Here is a 17,074-nt window from a genome sequence, read left to right as displayed (position 1 = left end):
TAAAACTAAAAACTTAATGAGCACCTTATTCAGATTTAAGATTTCAGATGTGGTTTTGACATTTGACATTTAACATTTGAGATGCCTTCTCCCATTTCTCCTCCACAAACTCTTTTAGTTTGTGTTGGAACTGTTCTTTAGTATACCTCTCCGCCGTTTTCTTACAATTCTTTTCCCAATTAACTTTCTTCTCCATACCCTCAAATTTTTTTATAGCGTTCGCCACCCCTTCTACGGTGGGTTTTTGTATATATATGCCGTTATATTCCTCCACAAGGTAATCTTTAAGCCCGCCTTGGTTTAAAACTATAGCGGGTTTTCCAAAATACATTGCTTCAAGGGGTGCCATTCCAAAATCTTCATATTCAACTGGGTAAATAAAGGCGCGACAACCTTTAAGCAAAGCCGTTTTTCTTTTTTCGGATACAAAACCTAACATTTCAATCTTGCCTTTGTTGGACGAAACATCTTCCGCAATTTTTTTAAATCTCTCAAATTCTTTCCCGTTCCCCGCAACTTTTAAACTCCGCCCAAGTTCCTTGCATGCCAAGATAACTTTATCGGGATTTTTGTATAAAGACATTCTAGTAATTATTAAATAGTAATCGCCGCCTTCGGCTTTTATCTCTTCATAGTCTTTATTCAAGGATAGAAATGGCGGAATTATTTCAGCGTCCCGTTTATAAAATTTTTTGATTCTCAGCTTTACCTCTTTTGAATTACACAAGAGAAAATCTGGTCTTTGCGCGGCTTTTTGGTCCCATCTTAATAAGAAATAATCCACAACTTTTAGAATTGGTTTCCAGTACCATACATCTCGTTTAACGGTTTCGGTGGGATATCCGTATAAAAAGCGGGGAGGTGTGTGAATGTAGCTTATGTGCAGTTGACCCTTGTTAGTTTTTACTCCTTTGGCAAAATTTGCCGAGGAAGAAAGTATAATATCAAAATCGCTCAAATTAAGTCTTTCAAACATTAGGGGATATAAGGGAACCAAGTATTTATAGAACTTATTTACGAAGGGGAAACCTGCCCATTTGGGAACGCGGATATCTGCATTTTCAAAAGCTTTTGTACCTTCAAAGGCTTTGGGGTTCCATAAAGCGGTGTAGATAGGAGGTTTATCAAAAAGCTCCCAAATAGCGTTAACAACACTTTCGGCTCCGCCATAAGTGTTAAGATAGTCGTGAATAATTGCGATTTTAGGCATAAGAGTATTTTAACACATCGTCATTGCGAGAAAGTGAGCCGTAGGCGAACAACGAAGCAATCTCGTTAGGGATTGCTTCTCCGCCAGTTTGGCGGATCGCAATGACGCTGGAATTATAATCCTAGCCCCATTTGATTCTCGTGTGTGGGCGGGGTTTTGTCCGAGGAGAGTTTTTCCAGTAAAGATTTAAATTCATATTTATTAAAAGCGGAAAGGACATTCTCATTTCTGAAATCCTTTATTTCCGCGTCTTTTAAAGAAGTCTCCACGGGAACATCAATTTTAATTGTGGATAACTCTTTTGACAAGAACGCGCTTTCTTTTCCTTCCGTAAGCTTTTTTTTTAGCGCTGGCGGGGTAATGGCATCAATATTTTTATATATGTTTTCTAAACTTCCAAACTCGTGGATTAATTTCTTAGCGGTTTTTTCGCCAATTCCTTTTACACCAGGAATGTTGTCGCTAGGGTCTCCTCGCAAAGATTTGTAATCAACAATTTTATCCGGTCCAAACCCAAAACTTTTTACAACCTCTTCTTTGGTATATATCTTCTTTTTTACAAAAGGAGGTCTTGCGGGACGAAACGCCTTAACAAATCCATTAACCAACTGCAACATATCCATATCGTTGGAGATTAGGAGCATTTCCACATTATCCTTGGCGAATTTTTTCGTTACACTTCCAATAACATCGTCCGCTTCATAAGTTGGGATGTCTATTAGAGGGATTTCCATTGCCGACAATATTTCTTTTACAAGTTCAGCTTGCGCGTCCAATTCCTTCGCTTCGTCGGGATGGTCTTTTCGCCATGTTCTGGTGGCTTTATAATCTTCAAATTGTTCTTTTCTAAACGAAGGTCCTGACTCCCCTGCGACAATTACATATTGAGGATTAAATTCTTTGATTATATTTAAAACTGATGATATAAAACCATAAACTGCGTTGGTTTGAACGCCTGTGGATGTTTTCATCTCTCGCGGAAAAGCGTGATATGAGCGGTGGAGGAGGTTATAGAAATCAAATACTACCATTCGTCTCATACTCTCATTATATCACTTATCTATACTAATCCTTTTAAACCCGTGTTTTTTAAAATGAATGTCAAAGGAGAAGGCTTGTGAGATATTGTGGGTTTTCATAACGGCGAAACTAATGCAATCGCTATACGATAAATTTTTAGATCTCGCGTTTGCGAATATTTCTTCGGCTATTAGAATCTCTTCTTGGGAAGGGTTTAGGACTATGTAATTTTCCGACCTTAATTCTTTAAGAAGCGCGTTAGCTTGTTTTTTGCCACATCTTTGGCTTACTATTGTAAGAGTTTCCATCAATATATTTAGCCCAATATAGTATTGATACGATTTCCCGTTAATTTTTTTAGCTGCTTCTAAAGCCCTATTGTGAAGCTTATCGGAAAGATTGTTGAGCGCTACTAAAGCGTCGGTGTCAATAAATATTTTATCCATTTGTGTAAAGGTATTTGTCGTGCTTGCTTGCCAAATCTTTTATGCCTGTAGATTTAGCTTTTTTTGCTAGAGCAAGTAACCCTTCAATGTTGCGGGGGTTTTTATTTAAAGCTTCTTGGAGTAGCCCTCTTACTACTTTGGCCATAGTGGAGTCGTTTTCTTTGGCTATATTCTTAAGCTCGCTGATTATTGTGTTTTCCAAATACACATTCGTTCTTATTAACATACATCTAGGATATACACCACCGACATTTTTGTCAATAGTTTGTTATTGTGAAATTAGCAACGGGTGTAAGAGCAGGAATAACATTTAACGCAACCTTCGGTTTCTACAAGAGTCATATTGTTGCATTCGGGGCAGATGGATGCATCTTTAATAAAAAGCGATGGTTGTACCGTAACTTCCACACCGATGTTTTCTTCCAGAGTTTTTTCCATAAACTTTTGAGAGGCGTCCTTTTCAAATTTTTCGCTAAGCATAAGCTCTTTATTTAGAACTTTAGCTACAGCATCGGGCAAACTGCTTATTCTGTTTTGTCCAAAGCCTATACTCATAGACCCGCCTATCCCCGATAACTGATTTTGTATCTCTTCCAAGGCATTGTTTGGTTCTTTAGCGCTTCTTAACCAGCCCGAAATGAGTCTGCCCATCGCTTCTGCCATAGAAGATAGATCGCTTCCGCTTTTGCCGATATTAATAAAAACTTCAAAAGGTCGTTTGCCCGTTTCGCCGTTTCTGTTTACGGTGATAAAGGCTTTTCCAACAGGCGTGGTTATCTTGTGCGTTCTGCCCACAACCACAGAAGGGCGCGGTCTTATATCGGCATCTCCCAACTTTAACAGAGCTTCTTGTTTTTTCTCCGCCGTTTCCTTTGTTTCCAGAACCACTTCCTTTCTTGACCCAGTTACATACACCGTTAATCCTTTACACCCCAGCTCCCACCCCTTAATATAAAGGTTTTTTATATCCTCTTCGGTAGCGTTTTCTGGGAAATTGCAGGTTTTGGATATGGAGTTATCCACGAATTTTTGAATAACCGCCTGCATTAGTATATGCTCTTTTGCTGTTATGTCTGTTGAAACCACAAAAGTACCTTTAATGTTTTTGGGGGCTTCTTCACAATGTTGTATGGTTCCTTTATTTAGCGCTTCCTCAATAATTTTTTCTTTCTGGTTTTTGGTTAAAGAAGATTTATCCAAAGATCCCTTGAACAGGGGACTAACATAAGTAAGCCTCAAATTTTCGTCGCCACCCGCCGCTTGGTAAACATTTCTAAAATAGGCGAGAGCAAAAACCGGTTCGCAACCATACCCTTCTATGTCAAACACAGTGGAAGTTGTTCCGGTGGGAGCAACTGTAAGCTGGGTGGAGTTTCTTATCCCGTATTTTTTTAAAGAGGTTTTAATTTCTTCCCAATCAATTTTTGGTCTTCCAAAATTATTTTTGTGCTTAAATAAAGGCGCGGGAATTTCCCATTTAAAATTCTTGGGGTTGTACACACTACCTTTAATTCCCGGAAAAGCGCCTCTTTCCTTTGCAAGTTCAATACTTTCTTTAATAGAATAAAACCTCATAAATTCCGTTATTTGCGAAGCTAAATCTAGGCTTTTCTTATCCCCGTAACGGATTCCCATCTTATAAAACACATCCCCCAAACCCATAAAGCCAAGACCTATCCGACGATTTTTTAGGGCCGCTTCTTTTAATTGAGGAACTGCTGGAACATATTTGTTTTGGGTAACCACATTGTCTAAAAACCTGGTGGCAAGCATTATGGACTCTCGCAAATGTTCCCAATCTATGCCTTTGCCGGTTACCGAGGCGCTTAAATTTATGTGACCCAAACAGCAGTTTTCGTAGCCTCCTAACCATTGTTCACCACATCCTCTTGAAACATACCCTTCTGTAATCCATGTGTCAGTAAAAGATTCGTGCACATCGTAAACTTTATCGTTTCCATCAGGTTCTATTTTAACAATTCTTGCCGCCCAATTTCCTCCTGTGAAATTACAACTTAAAGCCGCCTTGACCATTCTCTTTTGTTTTTCGGGATGGCTCAAGGTAAATTGTTCAAAAAAACGACCAAAGCTTTGCCCAGAAACAGTTACATCAAATTTTGGGTGCTTGCGAATTACCTTTCTACCTCCTATGTAGTGAAAACTGTTTGCTGGAGATTCACTTATTCTTCCATGAACCCCAAACATTAATAAAATCAATCTTACCTGACGAGCAAGCTTCTCACTTGATGTGTGAAAACGAACAATTGGGTGGTTAGATGAAAGGTCCACACTGCCATCTGTACTGAATAGGCCATCAATGAGACCCAAAAGAAACTCCTTATTGGAGTTTATATACACCTCTGGCAGAAATTTATCCGGGCTTTTTGCAGGTGTCAAAGGCAATGATTTTACCCAATCTGAAACTACTTTTCCTGGTTTAGGGTCCATCATCATAGACTTGCTATTTTTGTTTGTATAGGTATAAACTTTTTTTGCCCCTACTTTGCGAAGATACTCTTCAACACATTTATTCCATTCCAACTCATCCGAATGAGTACTTATTCTAACAATATTTTTAGAAAGCCCATGTGGTGTATAACAACCATCTCCAACTAACAAACCAACAAGAAAACCATACTCTTTGTTGCTTATGCCATACCTTTCTTTCGGGATAGGGTTATTTGGTATAGCTCCTTTAAATACTCTAACCCAACTTCCAACCTTTGTTTGGTCCAGTCTGCATGCTCTAAAGAATTTCTCCCTAGAACCTCTAATATGGAATTGATGGGTCGCCGTAACTCTTATAACACCACCATCGGACAAATAAACTTTAAAAACGGGGGTATTTTTGTGTACCTCTATGTTATCCACCACTCCTCTACTCATTACAGTACATATCTCATCCCCTTTAGATATGTCCTCAACTCTTTTCCACCCCTTTGGTGTAGCCACCAAAGTTTCACCAGTAACACACGGATTGGTGGCTTCTAAAGTATATTGATTTGGAACGGGATTATATTTATTGGCGGTATCTAAAAATAAAATTCCCGGCTCGCCGTTTTTATACGCAAATTTTGCAATCTCGTTAAAAACATCTCTCGCTTTTAAGGTTTTCCATACACTTTTACCCGTGGGGTTAATCAAGTCAAAATCCTTGTTGTTTTTTACCGCTCTCATAAATTTATCGGTAATTCCAACTGATATATTAAAGTTGGAAATTTTTCCTTCTTCTGCTTTGCATTTAATAAAATCCAAAATGTCGGGATGGTCCACGCGCAAAACCGCCATATTGGCGCCTCTTCTAGTTCCTCCTTGGGCGATCTCTCCAAAAGCGGCGTCATAAATTTCCATAAAACTCAAAGGTCCGCTGGCGATTCCATTACTCGCGCTTATTCTGGCGCCTTTAGGACGCAAGCGCGAGAAAGAAAATCCATTTCCGCCACCCGATTGTTGAATTAAAGCGGCGTCTCTTAAAGTTTGAAATATACCATCGCTTTCTTTTCCCATATCATCGGAAATGGGTAGCACAAAACAGGCGGCTAATTGCCCAAGTTTGGTATTTGCCCCCGACCATGTTGGGGTGTTGGGAATAAACCGTTTGGAACCCATCAAAGCGTAAAACAGGTCGGTATATTTTTTCTTGTCCGTTTCAGTTTTTTCGGCATCCGCTATAAAGCTGGCTACCCTAAAAAAAGCTTTTTCAAGGCTTTCGCTAGGTTTGCCATCTTTGCCTTTTAAGGCGTAGCGACGCATAAATATATCAAGGGCATTGCCTTCTATATTAATAGTTTTAATTTTCTTAATGGTTTTAAAATCTTTCATGAGAAAACCTCAAAAAGTATGGTAACTTTTTTAGTACATCACTTTATACTTTCTCTGTCAACCGAGTTTGTTTGTTGTTATAAAGGGATAAAAACAGAGTTACGCGGTAAATAGGGCATCGTCATTGCGATCCCGAGTTCCCGCGAGGGAGAAGCAATCTGGGATTGCTTCGTCAGTCACACTCCGTTCCTTCCTCGCAATGACGCTATATAAATAACCGTGAGCAGTTACATAAATAAGAAGCATCACTTTTCCAATATCTTATCTATATCCTCTTTTTCTAAAGTTTCTTTTATTACCAATTCTTTTGCCAAAATATCCAAAGTTTTTCGGTTTTTCCGCAAGATGTCGTCGGCTTTTTTAAAACAAGAATCCACAATCTTTTTAATTTCCCCATCTATTTTTTTGGCTATTTCCTGTGAATAAGAGGTATCGTCGCCAAGCTGAAAAGCCAGCCATTTTCTCTCCTCGCCCCCGCCGTAAAGAATAGGTCCCAAAGGACTCATTCCAAATTCGCAAACCATTTTTTTAGCAAGTTGGGTTGCTTTTTCTATATCATTGGCGGCACCCACCGTTTCTTCGTTATACACAAGTTTTTCGGCGGCTCTGCCAGCCAATGAAATGGCTATAAATTCTAAAAGTCGTGTTTTTGTTTCGTTGTATCTGTCTCTTTGAGGAGAGATGTCTGTAAACCCTAAGGAATACGACCTTGAGATAATAGAAACTCTTTGAACGGGGTCGGAGTTGGGAAGACAGCTTGCAACCAGAGCGTGCCCTGCTTCATGATAGGCGGTGCGAGTTTTTTCTTCCTCGTTTTGCAATCTTTTTCTTTCGGGACCCAATTTTACTTTAGTGGCGGCATCCATTAAGTCTCGCATAATTATTTTATCTCGCTCATTTCTTGCGGCGAAAATAGCCCCTTCGTTTAGCATATTTTCAATATCCGCGCCGCTAAACCCCACAGTTTGTTGGGCTATTCTTTTAATGTTTAAATCCTCCGCGAAAGGTTTTCCGCGCATATGAATTTTAAATATCTCTTCTCTTTCGTTAACATCGGGAAGTTCCAGAGTTACCCTGCGGTCAAACCTGCCGGGTCTAACTAAAGCGGGGTCTAAAAGGTCAGGTCTATTGGTTGCGGCTAAAACTATAACATTTGCCCTTTGGTCAAACCCGTCCATTTCCACCAACAGTTGATTTAGAGTTTGTTCTCTTTCGTCATGTCCCGCGGAAAAAGCCATGCCTCGTTGTCTACCTATAGCGTCAATTTCGTCAATAAATATAACAGAAGGTTGGGCGGATTTTGCGGTAGAAAAAAGGTCGCGCATTCTTGCGGAACCCACTCCCACAAGCATTTCCATAAACTCGCTTCCCGCGGCGCTAAAAAACGGCACATCCGCCTCGCCCGAAATGGCTCGGGCTAGAAGAGTTTTTCCCACACCGCTTGGACCTACCAGTAAAACGCCTTTGGGGATTCTCGCTCCTAACTTTTTATATTTATCGGGATTTTTAAGAAAATCCACCACTTCGGTAAGTTCTTTTTTTACTTCTTCCGCCCCCGCGACATCTTTAAAAGTGATTTTATCGGTACCGTTTTTAGCGCTTTTTAAAAACACTTTAGCGCGCGATTTTCCAAAACTAAACACATCCCCAGCCGCCCCCCGCGCTTGCCTAAATATAAAAAGGAAAAATATTATCATTAATAAAATGGGGGCTACCGTTCCAATTATTTCCCATATAGGAAGTTGAGGCACAGAGATAACGCCCTCTGTAATTTTTCCGGTGTCTATATTGTAGCTTGCCAAAAGTTCCAAAAAGTTTTGGTTAGGTTCTTTCATGGCGTTTTTTGTTTCGCCGCTGTTGTAATAAATTTGTAGGTCGGAGCCTCTTATTTCTATTTTTTTCACCTCGTCTTTTTTTATAGCGTCAATAACTTTGGAGATAGGCTCAAAATTTTGGCTATAAAACTCGCTTGAGAAAGTGGCAAAAGCGGATAACGACCACCAGATTAAAAGGAAAATAAGGAGCATTAAAAACACATTGGGTCTTTTTTTACGGTTGTTGTATAAGGTTCCCAAAGGGTTGGTGGCAATTTTTCTAGTATGTGTTTTTCCGTTCATAATTTTTTAATCTTCGGAAGTATTCTAGCAGATATTTTTGACAATTTCTTTCGCTCCTCTTCAAGTTTTTTGATATGTTTTTCAGGTTTAAGCGTTTCAGGCATTGTGCCTCCAATTTCCCGTATTGTTTGTCTTACTTTTCTGCCAATCTCAAAATGGGTTTTGCTTGCTCTGTAGTCTCCTTTTATGTTTTCATTTTGGAGTTTCTCGTCTGTTTGGGTTATACGAAATAGGTTAGCCGCAAGTTCTGTTGTTCCCGCCCTGTCTAAAATATCGTCTTTTCCTATGCCCTTTTTCTTTTGTATTTGGCTTTTTCTCATGCGGTATAGGCCTTCATATCCTGCATTATTGAAGCGACCGAAGTTATTCACCCCGGATTGTTTTGCGGTGGTAAACAATTTTTTATTGTGGTTTTTTATCTCGCCTCTTACAAAAAGTCTTTTTTCGTTATCCGCTAACTGTTGGAATACTTCCTGTTTTCTTGTTTGAATAGCGAAATAGGTCTGCGCTACAGCGATAGCTTCTTTGGAAGGGTCCCCATTTTGGGCTATAAGGTAACAAGCATAACGAGACAATTTGTAGTTTTGTATGTTTCGCGTTGTTTCTCTTACCGTTCCTGTTGCGATTTTTATCATTTTGTTGGTCTCAACAAAATGATTTTCTACGCCTTGCTCGCTATTATTACAGGTTTGTTGCGCTTTAAGAATAACACTTTTGAAATTTCTCCAATCGGTATATTCAAGAAGGGGCATCAATCCACGGGCTTCCCAGTATTCAACACCGTTTTCGTCAATTTTCTTGATTTCTTCAAATCGTTTATTTGGAGCTTTTATAGTTATATCGTTAGTCATAGTTATAGTATAATTTTTTAATCTTCGGGTATATTCTACCAAAGAGTGGGCTACATTAAAAGCGGGTAGTGTGGGATTGAATTTTTTGGTATTATGATTGCGCAAGTAATCCAAAAGGGATTTAAAAAATATGGACACTTCCAAATTAAAAAACGGCAAGTATTTTTATGGGCAGTATGCTAACTTTAGTCAAACTCGCGGTTGGTTTGTTGGATCTTTTTTTGAGGAAAAACACCCTTGTAAAACCGATGTTGTAGAGGCATGTTATCACGAACATAAAAAAGGAGATGTTGTAGAACCCCATTACCACAAATTAAAAGTGGAGTTATTCATCATACTGGAAGGAAAAGCGATATATACTGTTAATGATAAAGAGGTTATGCTGAATAAAGGCGATTTTATTTTTGTGGGTGTGAACAATGTTGTTTCTATTAAATTTCTTGAAATTACAAAAGTATTTGCTATACACTCGCCAAGTATTCCTGGAGATAAAGTAGTTGTTTAGCTGTAAACTTCCTCACATCTCGCCGTTTCGAAGCGTTTGCGAAGGACGGTGGCAGGGGCGGGATTCGAACCCACTAAAAGGCGCTTATGAGACGCCTCGGGACACCAGTCCACTCCCTGCCGTTAATTGGGGTCTGACCCCCGAAGGGGTCCGACCCCTAAAAATTAAGTTCGCCAAGATAGATCCCGATTTGCATCGGGATGCTAATTATTTCTAAACTCGCTTTGCTCATTAAGAAATAATTGCAGTTGCGCCGCCTCAAAACTTTGCAAAACAAAGTTTTTCGGGACGCTAACAAACTCCAAGCTCGCTTCGCTCGCTAAGATTTTGTTGCGGCTGTTGGAATCGAACCGAACTTAAGAAGGGTTATGAGCCCTTCGGGATACCAACCCCCCAACCGCAGTGTCCTTACTATAGCAAACATAAGCCTGTTATTCAACCAAATTATAAAATTAAAATCAAAATAGGGATTTAAAATAGGGATAGACCCAATTTGGGTCTATCCCTAATTGAAAGAAAGGTGGTATAATAATTTTATGAAAAAGAGAATTTTAACGGGGGATTGTGGTTAAGATAACAAGTATCTTTTCAAATGTACCCTAACTTCTTTTACTTTCTGCGAACCGTACGATTTGACTTTTCTTTAAAACCAAGTGAGAAGAACAATTTTTCTGAAGAGCTCTACTAATAGATTTTTCAAAACCAACATAAATTATTTTCTTACCTTCCTCTTTAGCAGTTTTTATAGCTGGGAGTAAATCTGTATCAGAAGAGATAAGGTAAAGGTTGTCGTACTCGTTTTTTATTGCTCCTCGGACAATATCAACCGCAATTTGAACATCTACACCTTTTTCGTGGAACTTGCCGTCAGAGAATAGAAGGTAACCAAGCTTTATTTTAATATTTTGATTTCTTAAAGCGGTAAACAGTTTTTGCTGGTTAGCATAAAGCGTTTGAGATTTTTTATTCCCCGGATATTTTCTAATCTCACCCACATAATAAACAGTCTCTACTGCTTTATCTTTAGCTAAAATTTGAGCCAACTTGGCATAGTCAAAATTCGTTAAATGAGTTTGAGGTAAAATCTTTTTGACTTTATTATAGAAATTGCTACCGTCAAATTGAACTAAATTTTTTCTTCTCACCTTTCCATCTTATGCAATTTGAAAATTTTAAGCAATAAAAACCCCCGGGTCGAGTTGAGCCGGGGGGAGTTAGCAAGTTAAAATATCCCCTTTCGGAAATACATTATTATAATATCACAATTAGTCAAAAATACAACCACGAAAATAGTTTGGTAATTGATGAGGAAATGGTGTCTAGGACGCGATAGATACCGTACACTTTAATAAACCATGAAAGGTATGTACAATGGCGGATTTTAAATTTAATATGTAAGTAATGGGACTTCCAAAAGGGTTAACAACAGTAACGACCTTATCAAAAATTCTCGCGGGTATTTTGTTCGTTCTTCTTCCCTTTGTTGGATTTTATCTGGGGATGAAATACCAAACGGCCATATCTCCAAAGACGGTAGAACGGACAACTACAGCAAATGTCCCAGCTGTCTCTACTCCTGTAAAAACACCAACAACTTCTCCCGACCCAACAGCTAATTGGAAAACATACGAAGACCCTTCCGGTTACCAAATAAAATACCCAGAGACCTATTTTATAAATGTTAAAAATGTTTTAGATGCCACCTATGTGGAAATAAGTGACACCCCCAGCTTTAGAGAAAACGAATTCGCTTTGACCGTTGGAATATTGTCGTCTGACGATGGTAATTTTCAGGGAAACGACGACCCCAGTATTCCTGCAATTTTAAATAAGGTAGGTTACGATGAATTATCCAAAAGATGGGGTGGTGAGTTGAGGGGTAATTTTTGGGGAGATCCGCCGTGGGGATACTATCAAGTTGCGTTTCCCAGAAAAGGGACTAACAAATCTAGAGTCGTAATTTTGGTGCGGATTCATAACTCTGATGAGTTGCCTGTAAGTGAATATGGCACAAATAACATGTCGGCGTCTAGTGCAAAGCAAATCCTCTCGACCTTCAAATTTATCCAATAAAAAGGTGGTATAATAATTTTATGAAAAAGCGAATTTTAACGGGGGATAGACCTACCGGAAAACTGCATCTAGGCCATTTCGTGGGGTCTCTAAAAAACCGTGTGAAATTACAGGAAAAGTACGAACAATTTATTATTATAGCAGATATCCAAGCCTTAACCGATAATTTTAAAACCCCAGAAAAGGTGTCTAAAAATGTTTATGAGGTTGCTATGGATAACCTAGCGGTTGGATTAGACCCTAACAAAACCACATTTTTTATCCAGTCCCAAATTTCGCAAATTGCCGAACTTACCATTCTTTTTGCTAATTTAGTAACTATGTCCCGCTTATCCCGAAACCCTACTGTTAAATCTGAAATTAAAGAAAAAGGTTTTGAGGATTCCCTTCCTCTCGGATTTTTTATGTACCCTGTCTCCCAAGCTGCCGATATCCTGTTTTTGAATGCTGACCTTGTGCCGGTCGGCGCCGACCAGCTTCCTCATATAGAGCAAACAAGAGAAATCGCTCGTAGTTTTAACAATATTTACGGCAAAATTTTTAATATCCCCGAAGCTTTGGTGGGGGAATATCCCCGCCTTATCGGCACCGATGGAAACGCCAAAATGAGCAAAAGTTTAGGAAATTGCATTTACCTCTCGGACTCCAAAGAAGAGTTAAAAGAAAAGGTAAAAAAAATGTTTACCGACCCAAAAAGAATTCATCCTACTGACCTTGGAAATGTTGCGGGAAACCCTGTTTTTATATACCATAATATATTTAATCCGAACAAAGAGGAGGTAAAAGAGCTGGAAGAAAGATACAAAAAAGGTAAAGTGGGAGATGTTGAAGTTAAAGAAAAACTATTTTTAGCGTTAGATAGTTTTCTAGCGCCTATAAGGGAAAAAAGGAAATATTATGAAGGTCGGCCTAATCTTGTAAAAGAAATTCTTTTCGCGGGAACTAAAAAAACGCAAAGCGAGGCGCAAAAAGTTATGGATAAAGTTAAAACAGCGATAGGTATAAACTTTACTGGGTAAACACATCTACCCACTGTTTCCATACAGGTTTTGGAGTTTCGTCCTCCGCGCTTTTGGGTACGGTTTTATTTTCTAAATTCGCAAAAAAATTTTGAGGGATAATTAGGATTTTTTCTCCGGGAAACCCCATAAAAAGCTTTTCTCTCGCCTCTTTCTCCACAAACTCTCGGGAGCTTTTATACGCAAGTTCCTTGGATAACCCCTCATTTTCTTTTTCAAGAGAGGCTACTTCGTTTTTAATATCTTTAATTCGTTTGCTTTTTTGGTATATGTCCCCAATGGTTTTGGATAGACTGTACATAGAAAATACGGAAATTATCGCAAAAATAATAAAGGTTTTTTTGTTCATATTTTTATTATAGTTGACAGAGCATAAAAAATATACTATAATCCCCTAGTATATGGATAAATTCAAGGGTTTTCATACAAACTTTATAAGCAATTTAAAAAAGCGGGGCAAAGCCACTGCTACTGTGGTTGCTTATTCAAAAGATATAGACCAGTTGTTAAGCCATATTGAGAATCTTGGCAGAGGAGTTATTTCCGACATTAAAAAGGAAGATTTGGAGCATTTTTTGGAAACTTTAAGAAAAACAAATTACACTCCAAAATCCGTATCCAGAAAAATTAACGCTACCAGAACATTTTTTAGATATCTTGCGGAGGAGAAAATTATTACCAAAGACCCCGCTCAGCTTATAACCCACCCGAAGTTAGACCCCAAAAAGCCTAGAATACTTTCTAAAGTAGAGTATAGGGCGTTAAGAGATGCCGCTAAAACCGATTTTCGTTCCGCGGCTATGGTTGAGGTTTTATTGCAAACAGGGGTTAGAATAAGCGAGCTTGCCAATATAAGGCTTTCGGATATTGAGTTTGGCGAGAACGGCAAGGCGGGTAAAATGCATGTTCCTCGCGTTGAAACAAAGGAGGAAAGAAACATTCCTTTAAATGCCGTTTCTCAAAAGGCTATAAGAGAGTATTTAGAAATAAGGCCTAAATCCAAAAAAGATTATTTGTTTATCACAAAAACGGGGAACCCTCTTTTAATAAGAAATATAAGGGCAACCATTGACCGTTTGTTTAGATTGGCGGGGGTTGAGCAAGTAAAAGTTAACGACTTGAGACATACCTTTGTGGTACACCATTTAAGAATGGGTGTTAACATAACCCACCTTTCAAAAATAGCGGGGCATAAAAGACTTTCCACCACCGAAAAATATTTGGAATTTGTGGAGCAAAGAGCGGAAACCAGCGAAAAGCTGGAACTTGTGGAGTTATAACCCCCCCCCCCCGACCCCTAGTATTGACTTTTAGGGAAATTTGGTGTAAAATATCCTTTAGTATCGGTTTTAAGAAGCTCCCGCATCTGCGCGGGCTAAAGTCTAGTGGGAGAAAAGGAGAAAAGATCCCATGAAGAAAAGTTTGTTAGTTGGGTTGGTGGTGGTAGCGCTCGCCGTTTTTTTGGCGAGTGTGTCTTTTGCGGAGACGACCGCGCTGTGGTTGGAACCCTTTGTTATGGCGGGGGGTGTTGTGTCCTCAAGTTCCATTACGGTTACTGGGGGCGAGATATCGGTTGGTATTGGGATATACAACGGTGCCGCAACTACCGTCACTGTCAAGATTCCGTATCAGCCGGGCGGACCTTTCCGGTTTGTGGGCGTTTCTCAAACCGCTGGTTTTACGGGTTCTTCTGCGGATCTTCAAGGGGGGTATTTCGTTTGGCAAGGCACTTTGATTTGCCACACTCCTTTGAAATCTGGTTGTGGTGAGGCGGGGGAGCCGGAGCAGTTTATTCTCAAGTTGCAGACCTTGCAGGAGGGGGTTTTTACTTGGGAAATTGTTGTGCAGGAGCAGAATTTTCCTCCTGTATTTGCTAATCCCGTTACGGTAACGGTTGCCTCGGTGCCTTTACCTGCAACACCCACACCGACGGTGCTACCACCGGGCACTTGCCCGGAGGATAGAGGAATCGGGCTTGCGAACAAAGCCACATACTTTGGTATGTTCACAGCATACGATCATCCCGTTCCGACCGGTTCCGAAGTGAGGGCGTACAGCCCGCGCGAGGAGTTGGTCGGGTGTGGGAAGGTTCAGTGGCAGGAGGGTGCCGTTACCTTCACAAATGTGTATGGGACAGAACAGGGGTATTTTCAGGGTATGGAGGAAGGGGAGGCGGTAACATGGAGGTATAATGACGAGGTTGTTGTGACGGACCCGATGCCATTGGTTTGGCATTTCGGGGACTTCCGTCAAATTACAATGACCCTGTCCGCCCCAACATCCACGCCAACCCCTACGCCGACGCCCACACCTCTCCTACACGGGTGGGTCTTCTTTGACCGGAACCGCAACGGGTTCCGCGATTTGGAAGAGAAGGATGGCCCGAGTGGAGTTGAGGTGCAGCTGAAAGATTCTACCGGACAGGTGGCGCTGTGGACAAAGTCCGTCTGCGATACGGGCTGGTATGAGTTTGAACCTGTTCTGAAAGGGGAATACGAGCTGGATCTGACTCTGCCGGATGGGTTTGAAACCACCACTTCCGAGCGGGTGGGGGTTGAAGTTCCGCGTGGGGAGGTTGTCAACTTTGGGATCGTGCCAATAATCCCAACGCCTACCCCAACACCCACGGCGACGCCTACGGTCAAGCGACCGCTTAGGCCGATAAAAGATTTGCCAACAACTCCGACACCGTAAGTACCACTTCCGAAGTGGTACTTGGGAGCCGGGTGGGTTTTTTCCGCAAGGAAAGACTTACTCGGCTTTTGTTTTTTCCTCTGTAATTTATACCATTGACAATGTACGGTTGTTATGTACAATATGAAAGTATGGATGTAATAAATGCCACTGTTTTAAGAAACAATTTTTCAACCGCTCTTGCCACTGTTAATACAGAAAAAGAGTATCTCCTTGTTGCCAAAAAAGGGAAAATAGTATCTGCTTTGGTAAACATAGACTTGTTTGAAGATCTTTTGGCTTTATCTAATAAGTCGTATGTTAAGAGCATAAAAACAGCAAGAGAAGAATATAAAAAGGGCAATGTATTAAGCCATCTTGAGGTGTTTGGGGAGATATGATTTCAAAATTTGAGATTGTTTACACAAAATCCGCTGTTAAGGATATTGAAAGAATGGATAAGGTGGTGAAGAGAAAATTAAAGTTAAAGCTGGAATTATTTTTAAAAAACCCTCTCAAAAATGCTAAAAAGCTCATAAATCCCATAATAGGAAGTTACCGGTGGTGGATTGGCAATCACAGAGTAATTTTTGATGTGGGCGGGAATAAAATAGTTGTTTTGAAAATCGGGCATAGGAAAGATATATATAAATAGCCTCATCCGATAAATTTTTTTCAAATTATGGCCTTGACAAATCCACAGTCTTATAGTATAATGTACACATAGCACAGTTGACTATGTGGTTTTCACAATTGTTCTCCCAAGGAGGGAACGAAATGGAAATCTTAGTTTGGGTTGTGGTGGCGGCTGTAGTGGTGTACATCTTCATCGGCGTCTTTCTCCAAAGGGCGGAGGGACGGCGCTACGACTACACGAAGGCCCGCTACTATACCTGCTCGAGTTTTCTGTTTAGGGACCGGGTGGGCATGGTGGCGTTCTGGTTGCCGATTTTCGTGTGGAACGTTTGTGTGAATGATGTCTTCCCCGCGCTCGTGCGATTTGCGCGCTGGGTGTTCGTCGGAGCAGAAAAAAGGGAGGTGAAGGAGTAGGTAGGTAGCAAGGTCCGAGTCCGAGGTGGATAGAGAGTTGAAAGGCTTTTACAGCTTTCAACCGCTCGTCTCCCTCGGATTTTTATTTTTCATTAGTGATTAACACATTTCCACTAATGGAATTGGAATTTGACAAATGTAAAGTTCCGTGATAAAGTCCTTGACACTGTCCAAAAGCAAGTGTACAAGTAATCGTATTAGTACGCTTTTTAAAATTGTTATCATTAGAAGCTTAAATAAATGCGAGTATCCTTAAATCCAGCCGGGTCAAAATTTTCTTTGCCCAAT

Annotated in this window: 17 protein-coding genes and 1 tRNA gene; 8 read left to right on the top strand and 10 right to left on the bottom strand. The window is 40.1% G+C overall.

The genetic code is table 11. The annotated features are described in order from the left end of the window. Nucleotides 1-43 precede the first annotated feature (43 nt). The 7 genes from KJ678_04140 to dinD form a co-directional block, all read right to left on the bottom strand. Nucleotides 44-1,210: a glycosyltransferase gene (locus KJ678_04140; GenBank protein MBU1017321.1), complete on the bottom strand. Its 1,167-nt coding sequence runs from the start codon at nucleotides 1,208-1,210 to the stop codon at nucleotides 44-46. Between the two features lie 113 nt (nucleotides 1,211-1,323). Continuing rightward, nucleotides 1,324-2,250: a hypothetical protein gene (locus tag KJ678_04135; protein ID MBU1017320.1), complete on the bottom strand. Its 927-nt coding sequence runs from the start codon at nucleotides 2,248-2,250 to the stop codon at nucleotides 1,324-1,326. Nucleotides 2,251-2,262: 12 nt separating this feature from the next. Continuing rightward, the gene (locus tag KJ678_04130; protein MBU1017319.1) at nucleotides 2,263-2,676 is read right to left on the bottom strand and encodes a PIN domain-containing protein; all 414 of its coding nucleotides are present in this window, start codon (nucleotides 2,674-2,676) and stop codon (nucleotides 2,263-2,265) included. Then, on the bottom strand, nucleotides 2,669-2,902 hold the full coding sequence (locus KJ678_04125; GenBank protein ID MBU1017318.1) for a hypothetical protein: 234 nt from the start codon (nucleotides 2,900-2,902) through the stop codon (nucleotides 2,669-2,671). The genes KJ678_04130 and KJ678_04125 overlap by 8 nt, the downstream gene beginning before the upstream one ends. A gap of 53 nt (nucleotides 2,903-2,955) precedes the next feature. Next, nucleotides 2,956-6,498, bottom strand: a complete 3,543-nt coding sequence (locus KJ678_04120) for a hypothetical protein (protein ID MBU1017317.1) — start codon at nucleotides 6,496-6,498, stop codon at nucleotides 2,956-2,958. A gap of 245 nt (nucleotides 6,499-6,743) precedes the next feature. Continuing rightward, on the bottom strand, nucleotides 6,744-8,615 hold the full coding sequence (ftsH, locus tag KJ678_04115) for an ATP-dependent zinc metalloprotease FtsH (protein MBU1017316.1): 1,872 nt from the start codon (nucleotides 8,613-8,615) through the stop codon (nucleotides 6,744-6,746). Then, nucleotides 8,612-9,466 carry a DNA damage-inducible protein D gene (dinD, locus tag KJ678_04110; GenBank protein ID MBU1017315.1) on the bottom strand — a complete coding sequence of 285 codons (855 nt, stop codon included), beginning with the start codon at nucleotides 9,464-9,466 and terminating at the stop codon, nucleotides 8,612-8,614. Before dinD ends, ftsH begins: the two co-directional genes overlap by 4 nt. A 130-nt stretch (nucleotides 9,467-9,596) precedes the next feature. Between dinD and KJ678_04105 the strand changes: the two genes are divergently transcribed. Continuing rightward, nucleotides 9,597-9,971, top strand: a complete 375-nt coding sequence (locus tag KJ678_04105) for a cupin domain-containing protein (GenBank protein ID MBU1017314.1) — start codon at nucleotides 9,597-9,599, stop codon at nucleotides 9,969-9,971. 49 nt (nucleotides 9,972-10,020) lie between these two features. Here KJ678_04105 and KJ678_04100 read toward each other — a convergent pair. Together KJ678_04100 and KJ678_04095 are read right to left on the bottom strand one after the other, a co-directional pair. Beyond that, nucleotides 10,021-10,092: transfer RNA gene (locus tag KJ678_04100), tRNA-Met, on the bottom strand. Between the two features lie 478 nt (nucleotides 10,093-10,570). Further along, complete coding sequence (locus KJ678_04095) at nucleotides 10,571-11,116, bottom strand: NYN domain-containing protein (protein ID MBU1017313.1); 546 nt, start codon at nucleotides 11,114-11,116, stop codon at nucleotides 10,571-10,573. Between the two features lie 256 nt (nucleotides 11,117-11,372). On the opposite strand from KJ678_04095, the gene KJ678_04090 reads away from it, so the two are divergent. Then, nucleotides 11,373-12,044, top strand: coding sequence for a hypothetical protein (locus KJ678_04090; protein ID MBU1017312.1), 672 nt, complete (start codon nucleotides 11,373-11,375; stop codon nucleotides 12,042-12,044). Between the two features lie 20 nt (nucleotides 12,045-12,064). Beyond that, on the top strand, nucleotides 12,065-13,063 hold the full coding sequence (gene trpS / locus KJ678_04085; GenBank protein MBU1017311.1) for a tryptophan--tRNA ligase: 999 nt from the start codon (nucleotides 12,065-12,067) through the stop codon (nucleotides 13,061-13,063). Here the strand turns inward: trpS and KJ678_04080 are convergent. After that, nucleotides 13,053-13,412 (bottom strand): septum formation initiator family protein, encoded by a 360-nt coding sequence (locus KJ678_04080; protein MBU1017310.1) that lies wholly within the window; start codon nucleotides 13,410-13,412, stop codon nucleotides 13,053-13,055. The genes trpS and KJ678_04080 overlap by 11 nt on opposite strands. 52 nt (nucleotides 13,413-13,464) lie before the next feature. Between KJ678_04080 and KJ678_04075 the strand changes: the two genes are divergently transcribed. The 5 genes from KJ678_04075 to KJ678_04055 all read left to right on the top strand — a co-directional run bounded on the left by KJ678_04075 (nucleotide 13,465) and on the right by KJ678_04055 (nucleotide 16,786). Continuing rightward, the gene (locus KJ678_04075) at nucleotides 13,465-14,343 is read left to right on the top strand and encodes a tyrosine-type recombinase/integrase (GenBank protein ID MBU1017309.1); all 879 of its coding nucleotides are present in this window, start codon (nucleotides 13,465-13,467) and stop codon (nucleotides 14,341-14,343) included. 130 nt (nucleotides 14,344-14,473) lie between these two features. Beyond that, the gene (locus KJ678_04070; GenBank protein MBU1017308.1) at nucleotides 14,474-15,757 is read left to right on the top strand and encodes a hypothetical protein; all 1,284 of its coding nucleotides are present in this window, start codon (nucleotides 14,474-14,476) and stop codon (nucleotides 15,755-15,757) included. Between the two features lie 131 nt (nucleotides 15,758-15,888). After that, on the top strand, nucleotides 15,889-16,137 hold the full coding sequence (locus KJ678_04065) for a type II toxin-antitoxin system Phd/YefM family antitoxin (protein MBU1017307.1): 249 nt from the start codon (nucleotides 15,889-15,891) through the stop codon (nucleotides 16,135-16,137). Beyond that, on the top strand, nucleotides 16,134-16,391 hold the full coding sequence (locus KJ678_04060; GenBank protein MBU1017306.1) for a type II toxin-antitoxin system RelE/ParE family toxin: 258 nt from the start codon (nucleotides 16,134-16,136) through the stop codon (nucleotides 16,389-16,391). The genes KJ678_04065 and KJ678_04060 overlap by 4 nt, the downstream gene beginning before the upstream one ends. A 122-nt stretch (nucleotides 16,392-16,513) precedes the next feature. Then, on the top strand, nucleotides 16,514-16,786 hold the full coding sequence (locus KJ678_04055) for a hypothetical protein (GenBank protein MBU1017305.1): 273 nt from the start codon (nucleotides 16,514-16,516) through the stop codon (nucleotides 16,784-16,786). The last annotated feature ends 288 nt before the right edge of the window (nucleotides 16,787-17,074 follow it).

It is taken from the genome of Patescibacteria group bacterium, assembly GCA_018817085.1.
GTDB lineage: Bacteria > Patescibacteriota > WWE3 > CG2-30-40-12 > CG2-30-40-12 > CG2-30-40-12.
The sequence above is the reverse complement of the archived record's forward strand: the minus strand, read 5'-3'. Positions and strand labels throughout refer to the sequence as shown.